Source organism: Plantactinospora sp. BB1, assembly GCF_003030385.1.
In the GTDB taxonomy this organism is placed as follows: domain Bacteria; phylum Actinomycetota; class Actinomycetes; order Mycobacteriales; family Micromonosporaceae; genus Plantactinospora.
The window spans coordinates 4,473,671-4,492,113 of the sequence record NZ_CP028159.1 but is presented as its reverse complement, the minus strand read 5'-3'; the positions used below and the strand labels follow the sequence as shown (position 1 = coordinate 4,492,113).

The following is an 18,443-nucleotide window of genomic DNA, read 5'->3' as shown; positions in this document are numbered from 1 at the left end:
CTACCACGGGGAACGGTTAACGACATTTACAACGGCAGATTAGGCTGTTTTAATTCTGTGTCGGCAGTGCCTGCCGGCCCGACCGTCGACCGGCCATGCCGGGGGTGTTGCCGTGCACGGGCCGTACGCTGCACCGGCGTGACGATGACGAGACCGCGGGGGAGGTCTTCCGATGGCGGACGTGCCGGTGTCGGTCGTGGAGCGGGCGAATCTGCGCGCCTTCTGGGCGGCTAGCACGGTCTCGGCCTTCGGGTCCCAGGTGAGTCTCCTCGCCCTGCCGCTGATCGCGCTCACCGTGCTGGACGTGGCGGGCTGGCAGCTCGGCGTGCTGGCGGCGCTGCAATACCTGCCCACCCTGTTGTTGAGCCTGCACGTCGGGTGGGCCATCGACCGGTGGCCCCTGCGCGGCAGCCTGATCACCGCCAACATCCTCTCCGGGGTCTTCGTCGCCGCGGTGCCGCTGCTGCACCTCGCGGGGCTGCTGAATCTCGGGGTGCTCTGCGTCATCGCCTTCGCGCTTGGCGTCAGCCGCCTCTTCCTGGAGATCGGAAACCAGTCGTACGCGCCGATGATCTTCGGGCAGGAGCGGCTGGTCGGGGCGGCCTCCCGGATCAACTCGGGGGCCTCGCTCGCCGAGACTGCCGGTCCGGGCCTCGCCGGCCTGCTGATCCAGGTGGTGCAGGCCCCCTTCGCGATGCTGCTCGACGGCCTCTCCTTCCTCGTCTCCGCCTTCTTCACCGCCACCACCAAGACCCTGCGCACCGTGACACCCGTGGAGCGGCCCCGGCGCTGGGTGCGGGCCGGGTTCGGCATCCTGTTCGGCGATCCACGGCTGATGACGCTGGCGGTGACCTCCGCCTGCTTCAACGTCTGCCTGCGGATCGCGGTGGTGGCGTTCACCGTCTACGCCGTCCGGGGGATCGGCCTGGGGCCGTTCGCGCTCGGTGTCGCCCTGGCGGTCGGTGGGGTGGGCGCGACGGCGGGCGCCGTCCTGGCCGGGCCGATCGCGCGCCGGATCGGCACCCTGCAGTCGATTTCCAAGGGCATCCTGCTGGCCTCCGTCGGCATGTTCCTGGTCCCCTGGGGCTTCGGGCCGGTGGCCGGCTTCGTCGTGGCCTGCGTGGGTCTGCTGCTGCAGTGGTTCGGCCTGGGCGTCTACAACGTGCACGTCATCGTGTACCGGCAGACGGCCGCACCGCCCGAGGCGCTCGGCGTCGTCAACGCCTGCTACAAGCTGATCTCGCATGGCAGCATCCCGATCGGTGCGCTGGTCGGCGGCATGGGCAGCAGCGTCGTCGGTCCACGGGTCACGCTCATCGGCGCGGGGCTGATCGCCATGGTGGGGGCGCTGGTCGCCGGAGCCAGACTGGCCAGGTCCCGGCCGCCGGCCGGCGAACCCCTCGACGTGACACCGGCCGCCACCAGCGCGAGCGGGCAGTAGCCTCGACGCCCTCGGTCCGGGCGGCGAAGGGGGAGGACCCGGCCCGCCGCGCCATCGAGGTCCGTTGTGGACGAGGCCGTGCGCCGGAGCCGGCGATCCTGTCCGCTCCGCGACCGTCGGTGGCGGCGCCGTCAGGTCGGTGAGGGGCTGCGGTCACGTCGCGCGGCGCAGCGCGAGGATCACGCGTCGCCGGGCGTCCGGGTAGGTCACGCCGTGCCGGGTCAGCGTCTCCGACACCGGACCGGTCAGCTTGTGCCGGAGCAGTGCGAGCAGGAGGTGACCGGAGCTGATCTCCCGGTGCCGCAGCCCGACCGTTTCGCGCAGGCACAGTTCGAGGACCGTGCGGGCCCGCGCGTCGAGCGGCCCGGTGAACCAGCCGCGCCGGTCGCGCCCCGCCGGCGGTTCGGGTTGCCGCACGGATGCGGCGGGTCCGAACTCCTGCTCGATGCGCCGAAACACCTCGTCGACGTCGGCGTCGACGGCTCGGAGCGCGGAGATCTCCTCGTCGGTGAGTCGCCGCCGCGTGGTCGGTCGGGCCATCGCCGCCCGCAGCACGGCGGCGGTGACGCCGTACTCGGCCAGGATCTGGGCGCCGGTGCCGGGTGCGTCGTCGGCGAGACCGAGCAGCAGGTGTTCCGGGCCGGCCCTCGTCGCACCGGTCTCGGCCGCGATCCGGACGGCGGCGGAGACGGTACGACGTGCGTTCGTGGTGAACCGTTCGAACATGTTCCGCTCCCGCTCCCGCTCCCCGCTCGGCGGTCGGTCGGCACAGCCGTGCCCCGTACGGTTGTCAACCTAGGTTGACGGGGCGCGTCTGTCAACTCGGGTTGACAATACGTGGACCGGTCTGGCGGAGCAGCCGCTGGGAAGTAGGGCTAGGACCACCCCGTTCCGGGTGTCAGGAGGTGTGCCCGACCGGCCCGTGCCCGCGACGATTCCAGGCATGACGACAGAGTTTTCCCGCCGGGGCGTGCTGGTCGCCGGTCTCGCCGTCGGTGCGACCACCGCTACCTCGCTGGCTGCCGGTACCTCGCTCGCCGCCACACCGGGCGCGGACCACGGCGGCGGGTCCGCCGCCACGGCTTCCGCCGAAACGGCCTTCACCTCCGCCACCGTGATCGACCCGGCGTCCGGGCGGGTCCGACCCGACACCACCGTGCTGGTGCGCGGCGACCGCATCGCCGAGGTCGGCCGGACCGGCCAGGTCCGGGTGCCGGCCGGCGCCGCCGTGGTCGACCTGCGCGGCAGGTTCCTGATCCCGGGACTCGCGGACATGCACACCCACGGGTACGCCGAGCAGATCGATCCCGCGCTCTGCGTGGCGAACGGGGTGACCACGGTACGGGAGATGTCCGGTACGGCGGCGGTGCGCGACTGGCGGCGCAGGATCGAGGCGGGCAGCCTGCTCGGCCCGCGCTACACGATCGGCAGCCGGATCATCGACGGGGCGCCGACGGTCTGGGACCCGACGATGCTCAGCGTGCTCTCGGTGGCCGACGCCGAGCAGGCCCGGCAGGCGGTCCGCCAGGTGGTGGCCGAGGGGGCCGACTTCGTGAAGGTCTACTCCCGGCTGTCGCCGCCGGCGTACCGGGCGATCGTCGCCGAGTGCCGCCGGCTCGGGGTCGAGTTCGCCGGGCACTGCCCGGACGAGGTGCCGATCACCGAGGCGGCCACGCTCGGACAGGCGAGCGTCGAGCACATGTTCTGGACCGCCATCGACACCTCGGGGGAGGAGGAGCGGCTCCGGGCCAGGATCGCCCGGATCCGTCTGGAGACCGGTGACTACAGCGGCTGGTTCGCCGCGATCCACCCGGTCGAATGGAGCGCCGCACACAGCTACAGCCCGGCCAAGGCACGTCAGGTCTTCGCGCGACTGGCCGAACGCCGTACCCGTCAGGTCCCGACCCTCGTCATGCACCACGGGCTGGACAACGCGCGCACCCTCGACCTGTACGCCGACCCGCGCGCCCGCTACCTGCCCGCGCCGATGCTCGCCGGCCTGCAGTACGCCCTCGACGAGCTGTACCTCAAGGACCGCGCCCCGGCGGAGGACGGGCAGTGGGCGGCGATGTTCGGCCACCGGCTCCGGATGGTCGGCGAGCTGCACCGCGCCGGGGTACCGCTGATGGTCGGCACCGACGTCGGCACCTGCGGCACGTACCCGGGATTCTCGGTCCACGACGAGCTGGGCTTCCTGGTCGAGGCGGGCCTGAGCCCGATGGCCGCACTGCACGCCGCGACCGCCGAACCGGCGAGCTTCCTCGGCGCCCGCACCGGCCGGGTGGCCCGGGACTACGCCGCCGACCTGGTGGTGTTGGACGCGAACCCGCTGGCGGCGATCGGCAACACCCGGCGGATCGCCGGGGTGGTGGTGCGGGGCCGCTACCTCGACCGGGCGGCGCTGGACGGGCTGCTGCGCGGGGTCGAGGAGGCGGCGGCCGCGATCTCCGCGTCGGCGCCGGGCGGCGCGGTGCCGGCGGTCGGCTGCCCGTGCCACGGCGCGGCACCGGCCGGGAAGGGCCGACGGGGGGCGTGAGGCATTGCCCAACCTCTATTGAGCGAGGGTGGGGCGGCGCACTCCGCGTCGAGCCCGGCGCAGACCGGCACCGGGTCGACTGGTACGCCGACAACGCCACCTTCCGGGCGGAGAGTTCGTTCCGGCCGACCGCCGGCTGGGCCTGACGCCTCGGGCGAGTCGCACCTCCGGCGCCCCGACCGGCCGTCCCGGCGGCCCGGTCAGTTCCGGGTGGCCGGGGGAGCGGCGGTGCTCTGCCGGATCACCAGGGTCGGCTCGATCGGCGTGGTGCTGGAGAGCACCGGAAGCGGGCCGCCGACCCGGCCGGGGGTGTCGAGCAGTTGCAGCAGGGTCGCCATGCCGCGCCGGCCCACCTCGTCGAAGTCCTGCCGGACGGTGGTCAGCGGCGGCAACATGAACTCCGCCTCCGGGATGTCGTCGAAGGCCACCACGCTGATGTCGGCCGGCACCCGGACGCCCCGCTCGTGCAGGGCGCGCAGCAGGCCGAGCGCCATCTGGTCGTTGGCGACGAAGACCGCGGTGACGTCCGGGTTGCCGGCCAGCGCGGTGCCGGCCGCGTACCCGGACCGGGCGCTCCAGTCCCCGGAGATGATCGGCGGTACGGCGGCGCCGGCCTCCTCCAGGCTCTGCCGCCAGCCGATGATCCGGTCACCCGCCTCCAGCCAGTCGCTCGGCCCGGAGACGTGCCACACGGTCCGGTGCCCGAGTTCGAGCAGGTGCTGGACGGCGAGCCGGGCCCCGGCCACCTGGTCCACCGAGACCGACGGCAGCCCGCTGTCCTGGCCGGCCTCGACCGCCACCGCCGCCATCCCCTGCGGGAGGCTGTGCAGCGCGGCGGCGGCGGCCATCTGCGGCGCGATGATGATCACCCCGTCCACGCCCTGACCGTCCAGCGCCTCGACCGCGCTGAGCACGCCACGGCGGTCGACCTTTTCCAGGGTGACGATGCTGACCCCGTAACCGGCGGCCCGGGCGGCGCGCTCGATGCCGAGCAGCGTCGAGGCCGGGCCGAAGAGGATGGTGTCGAAGCTCACCACCCCGAGTACCCGGGAGCGGCGGCTGGCCAGGGCTCGGGCCATCGCGTTCGGCCGGTAGCTCAGCTCGGCCATCGCCCGGACCACCCGGTCCCGGGTCTCGGGCCGGACCCGTGGATGGCCGTTGATCACCCGGGAGACGGTCTGGTGCGACACCCCGGCGAGCCGGGCCACGTCGGTCATCACCGCCGGACGTCCGGTCCGCGACGGTGTGGTCACGTGGTTCTCCTCCGCCAGCACAATCCCGCTACCGCCTTCCACCCCCGCCGGCGACGCCGGACGCTCGATCCAGGTTAGCCCCCTCACCATGGTCGACGGTCGCGACGGCGCGCGTTCGACCAGGTTACGTTTCGGTTCATCGTCGGCGATCACTCCGGTTCCGCGCCGTCGTCGTCGACGGTCGTTCCGGTACCGCCTCGCTGGTCCGGTATGAGGCAACTGTTATGCGCCGCTCGACGGGCCGGAGACCTAGATTAATGAGCATCGATCGAGGGCGTCGCTTCCTCGCCTTCCCCGCTCCCATAAGGAGTCGTCATGCTCAGACGCCACCTCCTCCGGGCCACGCTCGGCCTGCTCACCCTCGCCACCTCGCTGGTCGGGATCGAGGTCGCCGCCGCGCCGGCCACCGCCGCGCCCGCGGTGCGTACGGTCTACTACGACGCGAGCCGGGCCGGGGAGTTCAGCACCAACTTCACCCAGGCCGCCCAGATCTGGAACAGCAGCGTCAGCAACGTGCGCCTGGTGGCCGGCACCCCGGCGACGGTGACGATCTACGTCGACAGCGGCTGGCCCCGGGCGTACGTCACCGGGCTCGGCTCCGGCCGGGTCTACATGGGCTGGCAGGCCGTGAACCAGGGGTACGACCGGACCAGGATCGCCACCCACGAACTCGGGCACATCCTCGGGCTGCCCGACCGGCGTACCGGACTCTGCTCGGATCTGATGTCCGGCAGCAGCGCCCCGGTCTCCTGCCGCAACGCGTACCCGAGCGCGGCCGAGGCGTCCCGGGTCGACGCACTGTTCGCCGGCGGCCTCGCCCCCGCGTACGCCGGTGGCGCGGCGGCGACCGTGGCCGGCACGTACGTCTGGACCACCGGCTGAGCGTCGCGGGCCGCGCGGCGATCCGGCGCGGCCCGCCCGCGTCCACCTCCCGGTCCGGGCGGCTCGCCATGCCGCCCGGACCTTCCGGGCTCCGCCGGCACCCGGGTCCCTCCCGGCGGGCGGGCCGGTGCGGGCGCCGCGAGGACCGGCCCGGGTGGACCGTGCGGCTGCTCCGCCGGGATCGGCCGCCGAGAGTGGACGGTGTCCCGGGCCGGTTCGTCGGTGGCCGACAGTAGGCTCGCCGACACCGGCGGGCCGCCCCCCACCGGTTGAGCCGATTGGTTACCTTGAAGCCGGTCGTCCAAGATCTGACCGGCTGGACCACGTCCGGACCGGCCGTTTCCCGTTGCGGTGTTGGGGAGGTTTCGGGTGGGTTCGCACGGGTCGGCGGTGGCTGCCACGCCAGGCCGGTTGGCCGTTCCGCCGCAACCCCGCCCACCGGACCTGATGCGCCGGATGACGACACCGCTGCGCCGCACACCCGGCCGGTTCACCGCGATCCTGGCCGGGGTGGTCGTGCTGGGGCTGCTCACCGGGGTGGTCGCCTTCGTCGGCGTACGGCAGCGCGCGGATCTGGTCCGGGGAGTGACCGCCCGCAGCGGTGAGCTGGCGGTGGCGGCGCAGAGCCTCTACCGTGCGCTCTCCGACGCCGACGCCACCGCCGCGAGCGCCTTCCTCTCCAACGGTCTCGAGCCGCCCGCGCTGCGCGACCGCTACCAGCGCGACCTGGCCGACGCGGCCTCCGCGCTCACCGTCGTCTCGGCAGCGGTCTCGGACGACAGCCGGGGTGCCGCGGCGGTCGCCCGGATCACCGCCCGCCTTCCGGTCTACAGCGGGCTGGTGGAGACCGCTCGGACCTACAACCGGCAGGGTCTGCCGCTCGGCGTCGCCTATCTCCAGGAAGCCTCCGGCCTGATGCGCGACGAGCTGCTGCCCGCCGCCCAGGAGCTCTACGCGACGGCCTCGACCGAGCTGGACGAGGCGCGGGACCGGGCGGCCGGCTTCCCCTGGGTGGCGGTACTGCTCGCCGTACTCACCCTGGCGGCACTGGTGCTGACGCAGATCCATTTGACCCGGCGGACCAACCGGCTGCTCAACGTGGGTCTGCTGGTCGCCACGGGTGCGACCGTACTGCTGGTGGCCTGGCTGACCGGCTCGGCACTGGTCGCGGCGGGGAACCTGCGGGACAGCCGGGACTCCGGCTCGGCCCAGGTCAACCTGCTCGCCGAGGCGCGGATCGCCGGGTTGCAGGCCCGCGCCGACGAGGCGCTGACCCTGGTCGCCCGGGGCAACGGCGCGGCCTTCGAGGAGAACCACGGCGTCCTGATGGAGCGACTCGCCGGGGCCGACGGCTCGGGCGGGCTGCTGGCGCAGGCTCGGGCGGCGGCGCCGGACGACACCACCCGACAGGCGGTCGAGGCGGCGATCGCCCGGAGCAGGGAATGGTCGGCGGCGCACCGCAACGTGCGGGCCCTCGACGACAGTGGTGAGTACGCCAAGGCGGTGGCCGCGACGGTCGGCACCGGCGAGCAGACCACGGCCGCCATCTTCAACAGGTTCGACGAGGCGCTCGCGCTGGCCATCACCCACAACGGAGACCGGTTCGAACGTGAGGCGGTCAGCGCCGGCCGGGCCCTCACCGGCGTCGACATCGGTATCGTCGGACTGAGCCTCCTCCTGCTGGTCGGGGCCGCGGTGGGCATGCAGCAGCGGATTGCGGAGTATCGATGAGACATCGGCATCTCGCCGGCCGGGTCCTTGCCGGCGTCCTCGTGGCGGTGGCCACGGTGGGTCTCGCCGCCTGCGGCACCGACGAGCAGGCGCTGCCCGACAACCGGATGGTGGCCGACCCGCCCCGGCCGGTCGGGATGCAGGATCCGGCGGTCATCCCCACCGGCCCGGCGGCCTCGTCCGGCTCGTGCAACCCCCGGGCCAGCCTGCGGCCGTCCGGCGCGCTGCCCCGTCCCCGACAGATGCCCTCCGGCAGCGCCATGGACAAGATCGTCCAGCGTGGACGGCTGATCGTCGGGGTCGACCAGAACAACTACCAGTTCGGGTTCCGGGATCCGCTGACCGGCCAGCTCACCGGCTTCGACGTCGACATCGCCCGGGAGATCGCCCGGGGCCTCTTCGGCGATCCGGGCCGGATCCAGTTCCGGGCGATCAGCTCGGCCGACCGGATCAAGGTGGTCAAGGACGGCACCGTCGACATGGTGGTCCGGACCATGACGATGAACTGCGAACGGTGGCAGGAGGTCAGCTTCTCCACCGAATACTTCACCGCCGGCCAGCGCGTCCTGGTCACCCGTGGCTCCGGGGTGAAGAGCATCGACGACCTGCGCGGCAAGAAGGTCTGCGCGGCGGCCGGCAGCACCTCGATCCGGAACATCGCGGAGAAGGGCACCGCACCGGTCTCGGTGGTCAACTGGACGGACTGTCTGGTGCTGCTCCAGCAGAACCAGGTCGTCGCGGTCTCGACCGACGACAGCATCCTGGTCGGGCTCGCCGCCCAAGACCCGAACACCGAGGTCGTCGGCCCGCGGTTCAGCGACGAGCCGTACGGGGTGGCGATCTCCCGCGAGGCGCCTGAGCTGGTCCGGTTCGTCAACGGCGTACTCGCCAAGATCCGCCTCGACGGCACCTGGACCCGGCTGTACACCCGATGGTTGACGTCGCTGGGCCCGGCGCCGGCGCCACCGGTCGCGCGTTACCGGGACTAGCGTGTCTCGTGGACCTTCCAGTGCGGTGGCGGGGCACCGGCGGGCACCCGGCGGCGCCGGCCGGCAGCACGGGATCCGGTCAGCCCCGCCGATGAGCGTGCCGACGCCGTCACCGATGGGCCGGGCCGAGGTCGACCGGGTGCTCGGCGCGCTCGGTGCGGCGCTCGACCGGGCCTCGGCCGCGATGTACGCCCTGGACAGCCGGCCCGAGCTGGCCCTGCTGCGGGACGCCCGGCCGACCGGCGAGACCGCCCGAGTCGCCGCCGACGTGCGCGCCCGGACCGCTGCGCTCTGGTCGCAGTTCGCCGCCTTCGGGGTGCTGCTCGACCGGGCCCGCGCGGTACGCGCCCGGCGGTCCCGGCCCGGCGACCCCGAGCTGCGGGAACTCGGTGCACTGCTCACCTTCCCGGCCGTCGCGCTCAACGCGGACGGAACGGTACTGGACGACCCGGCAGGCGCGGCGGCGCACCGGATCGCCCTACCCGAGCTGGCCCGGCGGATCGAGGCGGAGGCCGCCGCGCTGGCCGGCACGCTCGACGGACTGGCGGCCGCACGGACCCGGCTCGCCGGATGGTTCGGCCAGCTCACCGACGGCCTGCACCGGCTGCGGGCAGAGGTCGTCGAGTTGGGCGGGTCGGCGCGGTCCGACGAGCCGGCGGGTACCGGCGCTGCGGCCGGGTCCGGTGCCGTCCCGGCCGCCGGCACGCGGGCCGGCGTCGCGGCGGCGGGATCCGGTACCGCCGAGGTGCCGCGCGACGAACTCGAACGGCTCGGCCGGGCGGTCGAGGAGGCGTACCGGAGCGCGCTCGCCGACCCGCTCGGCGCGACCGGGTCCGGGTCGACCGCGACAGTCCTGCGGGACCGGCTGCGGCGGTTGGCGGCCGAACTCGCCGCCCTGACCGGTCGAGTCGCCGAGTTGACCGAGGTACGCGACGGCTATCCCGGGCGTACCGCACGGCTGGCGGCCGAACTGGACGAACTCGGTACGGCCGTCGCCGAGACCGCCCGGACGTACGCGCTGGCACGCGCCAAGATCGCCAACTCGGCCCTGCCCGACCCGACCCCGGATCCGACCCCCGCGCTGCGTGCCCAGTTCGCCCAGCTCGGTCAGGTGCACCGGGAGCGGCGGTGGAGCCGGGTCGGCACGGAACTGGCCGCGCTCGAACGGGGCGTGGCGGACGCCCGGCGCCGGACGGCCGAGTCGCACGAGGCGGCGGACGGGCTGCTGCGGCGGCGTGCCGAACTGCGGGGCCGGCTCGACGCGTACCGGGCCAAGGCGGGGCGGCTCGGCCTGATCGAGCACACCGCACTCTCCGCCCGCTACCGGCAGGCCCGCGACCTGCTCTACACCAGCCCGTGTGATCTGTCGGCGGCGACCCGGGCCGTGGTCGCGTACCAGCGTCACCTCAACGATCTCGCCGAGCGCCCGGCGCCCGGCGCGAAGGGAGCCGTTCCATGAGCACCCGCTGCCTGCGACCCGGATGCCCCGGCTCCTACCTCCCCGACGGCTACTGCGACGAGTGCGGCCGGCGGGCACCGGCCGCCGGGTCGACGACGGGGCCGGAGAGCACCGGCGGCGCGACGGGTACCGGCCCGGTCGCCGCCTCGACCGGTACCGGCCCGATCGGGACCTCGACCGGTACCGGTCCGATTGGGACCTCGACGGGTACCGGTCCGGTCGGGACCTCGACCGGTACCGGTCCGGTTGGGACCTCGACCGGTACCGGTCCGGTTGGGACCTCGACCGGTACCGGACGGGGCGCGGCGCCGACCGGGACGGGCCGGGCGTCGGTACCGACCGGAACCGGCCGGGCGTCGGTGCCGGCCGCCGCCGTCGGTGTCGGTCCGGGCGTCGGCCCGGGCGGCCGCGCCCCCGCCGGACACGGCTCGGTGCCGGGACAGCCAGCGGGGCCGACCGGCCACGCCGCGCTCTCCACCGGTCAGCGCCCGGGACCGGCGTCGACGGGGCAGGGTCCGGCGTCGACCGGCCAGGGACCGGCCTCCACCGGCACCGGGTGGGGCTCGACGCCGAGCGGGATCGGCACCATGCCGAGCCGGGGCACCTCGAACTCCGGCTCGCGGAGTTCCACCCGGTCCCGCAGCGCGTCCCGGGGTGGTCTCGGCGCCGGCCTGGTCGACATCGCCCGGGTACCGCTGCGCGACCCGGCCACCGCGGTGATGGCCGAGCCGAAGGTCGCCGAGTCGCGACGGTTCTGCGTGAGCTGCGAGAAGCCGGTGGGGCGGGGCCGGGAGGACCGCCCGGGTCGGGCCGAGGGCTTCTGCCCGCACTGCGGCACCCAGTTCTCCTTCGTACCCCGGCTCGGCCCTGGCGACGTGATCAATCGACGGTACGAGATCCTCGGGGCGCTCGCGTACGGCGGACTGGGTTGGATCTATCTCGCCCGGGACCGCAACGTCAGTGACACCGTCAGCGACCGCTGGGTGGTCCTCAAGGGACTGATCAACACCTCGGACGAGGACGCGATGGCGTCGGCCGTGGCGGAGCGTCGCTTCCTGGTCGAGCTGGACCACCCCAACATTGTCAAGATCCACGATTTCGTGGAGCACCCCGACCCACGCACCGGGATCCCGGTCGGCTACATCGTGATGGAGTACGTCGGCGGCCAGTCATTGCGGGACATGCTGCTGGCCCGGCGCCGGGACACCGGCCAACGCGCCCTGCCGCTGCCCGAGGTGATCGCCTACGGGGTGGAGATCCTGCCCGCCCTCGACTACCTGCACGACCGCAACCTGCTCTTCTGCGACTTCAAGCCGGACAACGTCATCCACGCCGAGGAGCAGCTCAAACTCATCGACCTCGGCGCGGTACGCCACGTCGACGACAGCACCAGCGCGATCTTCGGCACCCCCGGCTACCAGGCGCCGGAGGTCGGCACGCTCGGCCCCTCGGTCGCCTCGGACATCTACACCGTCGGGCGGGCGTTGGCCGTACTCAGCCTCGACTTCCGCGGCTTCTCGACCACGTACGCCAACCGGCTGCCGGAGCCGGCCGACACGCCGCTGTTCACCGCCGAGATGTCGTACCACCGGCTGCTGCGTCGGGCCACCCACCCCGATCCGGACCGGCGCTTCCAGAGCGCCGGGGAGATGAGCGAGCAACTCCTCGGCGTACTGCGCGAGGTGCTCTCCGCCGCCGACGGCGTGCCCCGGCCGGCGGTGTCCCGGCAGTTCACCCCGGAGCGGCGCGCCTTCGGTACCGAGGCCGGCGAGGTCGGCCGGGCGGTCGCCGGGCGGGCCTGGGGCGCCGGAGGTGGCGTACCACCCGGTGCGATCGCCCCGGCGCCGCCGGTGGTCGCCGCGGCGCTGCCGCTGCCGCAGGTCGACGTCCTCGATCCCGGTGCCGGCTTCCTCGCCTCGCTGGGCGCGACCGACCCGGCGGAACTGGTCCGGCAGCTCACCGCCGCACCGGTCCGCAGCGTGGAGGTGGCGCTGCGGCTGGCCCGGGCCCGGATCGAGGGCGGAGACCTGGCGGGAGCGGCCGCGGACCTGGACCGGCTGGCCGCGGCCGACCCGTTCGACTGGCGGGTCGACTGGTACCGGGGCCTGGCGGCGCTGACCGCGAACCGCCCCGCCGAGGCGCGGGTCGCCTTCGACGCGGTCTACGACGTCCTGCCGGGCGAACCGGCGGCCCGGCTCGCGCTGGCGGTCAGCGCGGAGTGCACCGGCGACCGGGAGATGGCGACCCGGCTCTACGACCGGGTCTGGCGGGTCGACCACGGCTATCTGAGCGCCGCGTTCGGGCTGGCCCGGATCAGGTTCCTGGTCGGCGACCGGGCGGGCGCGCTCGCCGTACTCGACCAGGTGCCGGACAGTTCGAGTCAGCACGTGGCGGCGCAGGTCGCCGCCGTCCGGGCCAGCCTGCCCGGGTTGACGGCGGGCACCACCGGCCCGGACGACCTGCTGCGGGCGTCCGCCCGGCTGGAGCGGCTCGGCCTGGACGTGGAGCGACAGACCCGGCTCACCATCGAGGTGCTGGAGGTGGCCCTGGCCTGGGTACGGAACCGGTCGACGCCCGCCTCCGGGGCGCGTCTGCTGGGGCACGAACTCTCCGAACGCGGGCTGCGGTTGGGGCTGGAACGGGCGTACCGGACGCTGGCCCAGCTCTCCCGCGATCCGGAGCTGCGGATCGCGCTGGTCGACCACGCGAACGCCGTCCGGCCGAGGACGCTGGTGTGACCGGCGTCGGAGCCGGCGCTGCCGGCAGCATGCCGAAACCGTGTCCCGAGCACGGCGCCCCCGACGACCCGGCGCACCGCTACTGCGAGGAGTGCGGTCGGGAGTTGGAGCGCGTTCCGTTCGGGGAGGCGGCTGGCGCCTCCGGCCGGGCGGCCCCGGTGATCGGCTCGGTCGGTCCGGTCGCTCCGGTCGGTCCGGCCGCTCCGGGCGCTCCGGTCGGGACGTCCTGGTCGACCGCCACGCCCGCGACCGGGCGGTCCGACGCATCCGGCTGGGCCGAGGCGTCCGGCTCGGTCGAGTTGCCCGAGTCCACCGAGCTGCTGAGGCTGGCCGAGATGTCCGGGCCGACCGCGCTGTCCCGGCTGGAGGCGCTGGCCGGACCGACCGGATCGTCCGGCCCGACCGGATCTCCTGGTTCGACTGCGACCCCGGGTTCGACTGCGACCCCTGGTTCGGCGACGACGAGCTGGAGCAGCCAGCCCGGCCCGGCGCCGGCCGCGCCACCCGGTACGGCGGGCTGGGGTCCGCCCGGGCATCCCGGCGTACCGGCCGGAGCCGGCAACCGGGCCGGCTACCCGCCGCCGGCCGCGTCGCCCGGTTGGACCGGTCACCCCGCACCGCCCGCCCCGCCCGGCTGGACCGGTTCGGTCCCGCCGCCCCGGCCACCCGTGGCAGCCGGTGCTCCGCCCGCCGCAGTCGTGCCGCCCGGTGCTCCATCTGGCGGAGTCGCGCCGCCCGGTGCACCACCCGCAGTCGTGCCGCCCGCTGCTCCGCGTGGCGCAGTCGCGCCGCCCGGTGCTCCGTACGTGGTGCCGCCGGCAGCCGGCGGTCCGTTCGGGGCGCCACCGGTTCCGGCCGGTACCAGCGGCACCTCACCCGGTCCGGTCGCGGCCGGCAGGTCGGCCAATCCGGGCGACGCACCTGTCCCACCGGGTCCCTGGCTCTCGTCACGCGCGGTCGGCCAGCCCTGCCCGAGCTGCGGTACCCCGCCCTCCGGCCACTCCGGTCACTGTGACCACTGTGGACGGCGGGCGTCCGTCGGCCGGGACCGTGCGGACCTGGACCTGGGGGTCGTCGCCGCCGTCACCGACCGGGCCCGGCGGCGCCGCAACGAGGACGCGGTCACCGTCGGGCGGCTCGGCCAGACCATCGCCGCGGTGGTCTGCGACGGGGTCTCCACCTCGCTCCGGGCCGATCTCGCCGCGCACGCGGCCGCAGAGGCGGGGCTCGCCGCGATGCTCTCCGCGCTCGGGAGCGGTACCGCCGCGCCCGACGCCATGGTCGCCGCCGGTCGGGCCGCGGCCGTGGCTGCCCGGGCGACCGCGGTGCAGGACGACGGACAGGTGCCGCCCAGTTGCACCTTCGTGGCGGCCGTCGTCACCGCCGGCTCGGTGACCGTCGGTTGGATCGGTGACAGCCGGGCGTACTGGCTCGGTCCGGACGGTGCCGTGCACGAGGCGGTCTGCCTGACCGTGGACGACTCGGTGGTCGGCCAGATCCGGGCCGGGCGGCCGGTACCACCCGGTGCCGAGCAGGATCCCACCTCCAAGGCGTTGATCCGGTGGCTCGGCGCGGACTCCGGGGACGCCGACCCGCAGGTGGTGACGTTCCAGCCGGCCCGGCCGGGCAGACTGGTCATCTGCTCGGACGGGCTCTCGCACTACCTGCCGAACGCGGGGGCGTTGGCGGCCCGGGTACCGGGGCCGGGCGGTGCCACGCCGATCGCGATCGCCCGGGACCTGACCCGGTTCGCGGCCGAGGCCGGCGGACACGACAACATCGCGGTGGCCGTACTGCCGTTTCCGCCCGCCGCCGGATCGGGGGAGGCGGGCAGGTGAGCGCGGTACCGTACTTCGTCGCCGAGGTCGACCACAACGAGTACCTGCCGGCAGGTGGCCAGGTGGTGGACGCGATCCTGACCGTGACCGCGTCCGGTCCGGACCTGCGCAACCCGGCGACCGTTCCGACGGCGGCGCAGGTGATCATGGTGGACACCTCGGGTTCGATGGCGATGCCGCCGACGAAGCTCGCCGAGGCGAAACGGGCCACGGCGGTAGCCATCGACACCCTGCGCGACGGTGTGGCCTTCGCGGTGGTCTCTGGAACCGCGGTCGCCCGGATGGTCTACCCGGTACAGCCCGGGATGGTCCCGGCCAACGCGCAGACCAGGGCGGCGGCGAAGGCGGCGGTGGCCGGGCTGCGGGCCGACGGCGGTACCGCCATCGGCCGCTGGCTGGACCTGGCCAACTGGCTGTTCGCCAGCTATCCGACCGAGGTACGACACGCGATCCTGCTCACCGACGGACGCAACGAGCACGAGCAACCCGAAGACCTGCGCCGGATGCTCGCCGTCTGCGAGGGGCGGTTCGTCTGCGACAGCCGGGGCATCGGCAGCGGCTGGGTGGCCAGCGAGCTGCGCGCCATCGCCTCGGCCCTGCTCGGCACGGCCGACGGGCTGGAACACCCGGCGCAGTTGCCGGCCGCGTTCCAGGCGATGACGGCGTCCGCGATGGGCAAGCGGGTGGCAGACGTCGCGCTGCGGATCTGGAGTCCGGCCGGCGCGACGGTACGGATGGTCAAGCAGGTCTTCCCACACGTCGAGGAACTCACCGCACGGCGTGCGACGGTCAGCGCCCGGATCGGGGACTATCCGACCGGCGCCTGGGGAGCGGAGACGCGCGAATACCACCTGTCCGTGACCCTCGAACCCGACTCGGTCGGCGAGGAGGTGCTGGCCGCCCGGGTCAGCCTGGTCAGCGCCGGTCAGGTGTTGACAGAACGGCTGATCCTGGCCAGGTGGACCGACGACACGGCGCTCTCCACCCGGATCAGCCCGCAGGTGGCGCACTACACCGGGCAGGCCGAACTCGCCGCCGCGATCCAGGAGGGGCTGCGGGCCCGGGAGGCCGGCGACCTGGAGACCGCGACCGCCCGACTGGGTCGGGCCGTGCAACTGGCCGCCGAGTCGGGACACGACGAGACCGCGATGCTGCTCGGCCGGGTGGTCGAGGTCGTCGACGCGCCGACCGGCACGGTACGGCTCAAGCGGCAGGTAGCCGCGCTGGACGCCGAGCTGACCGACGTACGGTCGGTGAAGACGGTGCGGGTGAAGAAGGAGCAGGGGTGAGGCCGTGACGGCAGCAGTCACCTGCTCCCGGGGACATGTCTCGTCCACGATGGACTACTGCGACGTCTGCGGCGTACCGATGTCGCGTGGTTCCGCCGCGCCGGCCGGCGAGGGCGCCGAAGCCGCGCGCCCGGCGTCGGCGGTCGGCGTACCGGCGGGGCAGGGGAGCGGCGCGGCGTCGGCGGGCGGCGCGGTGTCGGCGAGTGGCGGGGCGGAACCGGCCGGGCAGTCCGCTCCGGCCGCCGCACCGTGCCCCCACTGCGGTACACCGAGAGCGGGGCGGTTCTGCGAGGAGGACGGCTACGACTTCCTGCTGGCCCCGCCCGCCGAGGGCGTCGATCCGAACGCGTCCGGTCCGGTCCGGGCCCGAACCGAACCGGGCACCGGCGGTCCGGTCGGATCCGGCGACGGCAGCCCGGCGTCCGGGCAGGGAACCGCCTGGCTGCTGGTGGTGGACGCCGACCCCGGATACTTCGACCTGGTCACGTCCTTCGGCGGTACGGACGCCGCAAGCCTGACCTTTCCCCGCTTCGTCGTGCCTCGCCGGTTCACCCTGGAACCCCGGCAGTTGCTGATCGGCCGGCGTAGCCGATCCCGAGGCGTGCAGCCGGACATCGACCTGGTCGGGCCGCCGGAGGATCCCGGAGTCTCCCACCTGCACGCACTGCTGCTCCCGCAGCCGGGCGGCTGGGCGGTGGTGGACCTGGGTTCCGCCAACGGCACGTACCTCAACGATCCGTCGACGCCGCCGATCGTGGCCAACACCCCGGTTCCGCTGGGCGACGGCGACCGCGTCTACCTCGGTGCCTGGACCCGCCTGACGATCCGAGCCGATCGCTGACCGGCCGCATCACCGGCGTGGCGACCAACTCCGGCCGCCCGGCGAGCAGCTCGGCGGCCAGCCGACAATCGAGGCCGGCACCGCCGCTGCCGCGGGTACGTCGCTCAGGCCGATGCCCGCTCCTGGTTCTGCCGCCAGGTCCGGACCCAGCTCTGTGCGGTGTGCCGAGGAACTCCGTAGTGGTCGGCCACTGCCGTGACGGTACCGGCCTGGTTGAACACCTGCGCGAGGTCGTCCGGGGCCCGCCGGTAGGAACGGCTCGCCGTCGGAGTCGCGGCGGCGGCCGGGCTGGGGGCGCGTCGCCGGCCGGTCGTCCGGGTGGTGGCGGTGTCCGGGGCGCTCTTCGCCGCCCGGCCGTTGGCACGCTTGGCGGTGGTCGTGACGGCGGTCGCCGGAGCCTTCCTGGCCGGGGTCGTCTTCCCGGCCGTGGTCGCCTTCCCGGCCGTGGTCGCCTTCCGGCCCGTGGTCGCCTTCCGGCCTGCCGTTGCCGTACCGGAGCCGGCGGCGGTCCGCCCCTTCACACCGGTACGCCCATTGGTCGCGGCCCTGCCCACAGCCGTGCCGCCGCTCTTGGCCGTGCTGGCCCGCTTGGTGGCACTGCTGGCCTTGGCGGGGCTGGTGCTCTTGGCGGGGCTGGTGCTCTTGGCGGGGCTGGTGGTCTTGGCGGGGCTGGTCCGCTTCGCGGTGCCGGTGGACTTCGCCGTGCCGGTGCGCGTGGTGGCGCTGGTGGTCTTGGTGGGGCTGGTCCGCTTGGCGGTGCCGGTGGCCTTGCCGGCACGACTCCTGGTGGAGGTCTCCTTCGCCGTGGAGCCTCGGCTCGACGGGCTCTTCCTGGCGGTACTCCGGGTCGGTGCCGCCTTCCTGACGGCGCCGCGCGTACCCGCCGCCCGGTGACCGTCCGCCGGCTCGACCTCCCCGGTGGTCGCCGCCGTGGCCGGGTCGACGGCGAGCGCGCCTGCCGAACGCTCCACCGTGGACAGCCCCGACCCCGATGCGTCCGCACCCGACTCGCCAGACGACGAGTCCGACGACGACGAGTCCGACGACGACGAGTCCGACGACGACGAGTCCGACGACGACGAGGGGCCCGACAATGACGGGTCCGTCGCCGCCGAGCTGGACGAGGGGGCCTCGGCGGAGGCGGCTTGCGGTGCGGCGCCGATCGGTGTGACCGCCTCGGCGGCGCCGGAGTCGGAGGATGCCAACGGGGTCGGCGCAGCAGGGGCGGTCGGAACCGTACCGGCCGGCATCACGGCGCGGAGCAACTGGTCGACGTCGACCGTGGGCAGTTCGCCAGCGGTGAGTCCACCGCCCTCGCCGGCCCGTACGAGCAACTCGGTGATCCGGGTGGTGCCCCCGGTGACCTCCACCCGCAACGTCGTGGTCGCCCGCGTCCGGTCGTCCGGGGAAATCGTAATTGTGTAGGCACTCACCGGGACCCAGCCT

15 protein-coding genes are annotated in these 18,443 nt (G+C 74.2%); 11 read left to right on the top strand and 4 right to left on the bottom strand.

Annotation, left to right across the window (positions count from 1 at the left end; all coding sequences use genetic code 11):
* The first annotated feature begins 172 nt into the window (after positions 1-172).
* Positions 173-1,441 (top strand): MFS transporter, encoded by a 1,269-nt coding sequence (locus tag C6W10_RS19720; protein ID WP_107259396.1) that lies wholly within the window; start codon positions 173-175, stop codon positions 1,439-1,441.
* A gap of 153 nt (positions 1,442-1,594) precedes the next feature.
* On the opposite strand, the gene C6W10_RS19715 is transcribed toward C6W10_RS19720, so the two are convergent.
* Positions 1,595-2,167 carry a Clp protease N-terminal domain-containing protein gene (locus tag C6W10_RS19715; RefSeq protein WP_107259394.1) on the bottom strand — a complete coding sequence of 191 codons (573 nt, stop codon included), beginning with the start codon at positions 2,165-2,167 and terminating at the stop codon, positions 1,595-1,597.
* Positions 2,168-2,384: 217 nt separating this feature from the next.
* Here C6W10_RS19715 and C6W10_RS19710 point away from each other — a divergent pair, with 217 nt between their 5' ends.
* Positions 2,385-3,977 carry an amidohydrolase family protein gene (locus tag C6W10_RS19710; protein WP_159104660.1) on the top strand — a complete coding sequence of 531 codons (1,593 nt, stop codon included), beginning with the start codon at positions 2,385-2,387 and terminating at the stop codon, positions 3,975-3,977.
* A 200-nt stretch (positions 3,978-4,177) separates the two neighbouring features.
* On the opposite strand, the gene C6W10_RS19705 is transcribed toward C6W10_RS19710, so the two are convergent.
* The gene (locus C6W10_RS19705) at positions 4,178-5,194 is read right to left on the bottom strand and encodes a LacI family DNA-binding transcriptional regulator (protein WP_107264111.1); all 1,017 of its coding nucleotides are present in this window, start codon (positions 5,192-5,194) and stop codon (positions 4,178-4,180) included.
* Positions 5,195-5,545: 351 nt separating this feature from the next.
* Here C6W10_RS19705 and C6W10_RS19700 point away from each other — a divergent pair, with 351 nt between their 5' ends.
* The 5 genes from C6W10_RS19700 to C6W10_RS19680 all read left to right on the top strand — a co-directional run bounded on the left by C6W10_RS19700 (position 5,546) and on the right by C6W10_RS19680 (position 13,029).
* Positions 5,546-6,112: a snapalysin family zinc-dependent metalloprotease gene (locus C6W10_RS19700; protein ID WP_107259390.1), complete on the top strand. Its 567-nt coding sequence runs from the start codon at positions 5,546-5,548 to the stop codon at positions 6,110-6,112.
* Between the two features lie 456 nt (positions 6,113-6,568).
* A complete protein-coding gene (locus C6W10_RS19695; RefSeq protein WP_159079138.1) occupies positions 6,569-7,843 on the top strand; it encodes a hypothetical protein in 1,275 nt (424 codons plus the stop codon).
* The gene (locus C6W10_RS19690; protein ID WP_107259386.1) at positions 7,840-8,832 is read left to right on the top strand and encodes a glutamate ABC transporter substrate-binding protein; all 993 of its coding nucleotides are present in this window, start codon (positions 7,840-7,842) and stop codon (positions 8,830-8,832) included. The genes C6W10_RS19695 and C6W10_RS19690 overlap by 4 nt, the downstream gene beginning before the upstream one ends.
* Before the next feature lies 1 nt (position 8,833).
* Positions 8,834-10,291, top strand: coding sequence for a hypothetical protein (locus C6W10_RS37435; protein ID WP_159104659.1), 1,458 nt, complete (start codon positions 8,834-8,836; stop codon positions 10,289-10,291).
* A 431-nt stretch (positions 10,292-10,722) separates the two neighbouring features.
* Positions 10,723-13,029 carry a serine/threonine-protein kinase gene (locus C6W10_RS19680; RefSeq protein WP_234361341.1) on the top strand — a complete coding sequence of 769 codons (2,307 nt, stop codon included), beginning with the start codon at positions 10,723-10,725 and terminating at the stop codon, positions 13,027-13,029.
* Between the two features lie 79 nt (positions 13,030-13,108).
* Here the strand turns inward: C6W10_RS19680 and C6W10_RS37430 are convergent, their stop codons facing one another.
* Positions 13,109-13,591, bottom strand: a complete 483-nt coding sequence (locus C6W10_RS37430) for a hypothetical protein (RefSeq protein ID WP_159104658.1) — start codon at positions 13,589-13,591, stop codon at positions 13,109-13,111.
* A 244-nt stretch (positions 13,592-13,835) separates the two neighbouring features.
* Between C6W10_RS37430 and C6W10_RS37425 the strand changes: the two genes are divergently transcribed.
* From C6W10_RS37425 to C6W10_RS19665, 3 genes are read left to right on the top strand one after another with little or no spacing between them, the layout of a single operon-like run.
* Entirely contained in the window at positions 13,836-14,867 is a 1,032-nt protein-coding gene (locus tag C6W10_RS37425) for a PP2C family serine/threonine-protein phosphatase (RefSeq protein WP_159104657.1), read from the top strand.
* Positions 14,864-16,156: a VWA domain-containing protein gene (locus tag C6W10_RS19670; RefSeq protein ID WP_107259381.1), complete on the top strand. Its 1,293-nt coding sequence runs from the start codon at positions 14,864-14,866 to the stop codon at positions 16,154-16,156. Before C6W10_RS37425 ends, C6W10_RS19670 begins: the two co-directional genes overlap by 4 nt.
* A 4-nt stretch (positions 16,157-16,160) precedes the next feature.
* Positions 16,161-16,997: an FHA domain-containing protein gene (locus C6W10_RS19665; RefSeq protein ID WP_199853690.1), complete on the top strand. Its 837-nt coding sequence runs from the start codon at positions 16,161-16,163 to the stop codon at positions 16,995-16,997.
* A gap of 104 nt (positions 16,998-17,101) precedes the next feature.
* Here C6W10_RS19665 and C6W10_RS37420 read toward each other — a convergent pair whose 3' ends face one another.
* The gene (locus C6W10_RS37420; RefSeq protein WP_159104656.1) at positions 17,102-17,968 is read right to left on the bottom strand and encodes a hypothetical protein; all 867 of its coding nucleotides are present in this window, start codon (positions 17,966-17,968) and stop codon (positions 17,102-17,104) included.
* 1 nt (position 17,969) lies between these two features.
* Here C6W10_RS37420 and C6W10_RS19650 point away from each other — a divergent pair, with 1 nt between their 5' ends.
* The gene (locus C6W10_RS19650; RefSeq protein WP_159104655.1) at positions 17,970-18,422 is read left to right on the top strand and encodes a hypothetical protein; all 453 of its coding nucleotides are present in this window, start codon (positions 17,970-17,972) and stop codon (positions 18,420-18,422) included.
* Positions 18,423-18,443: the final 21 nt, after the last annotated feature.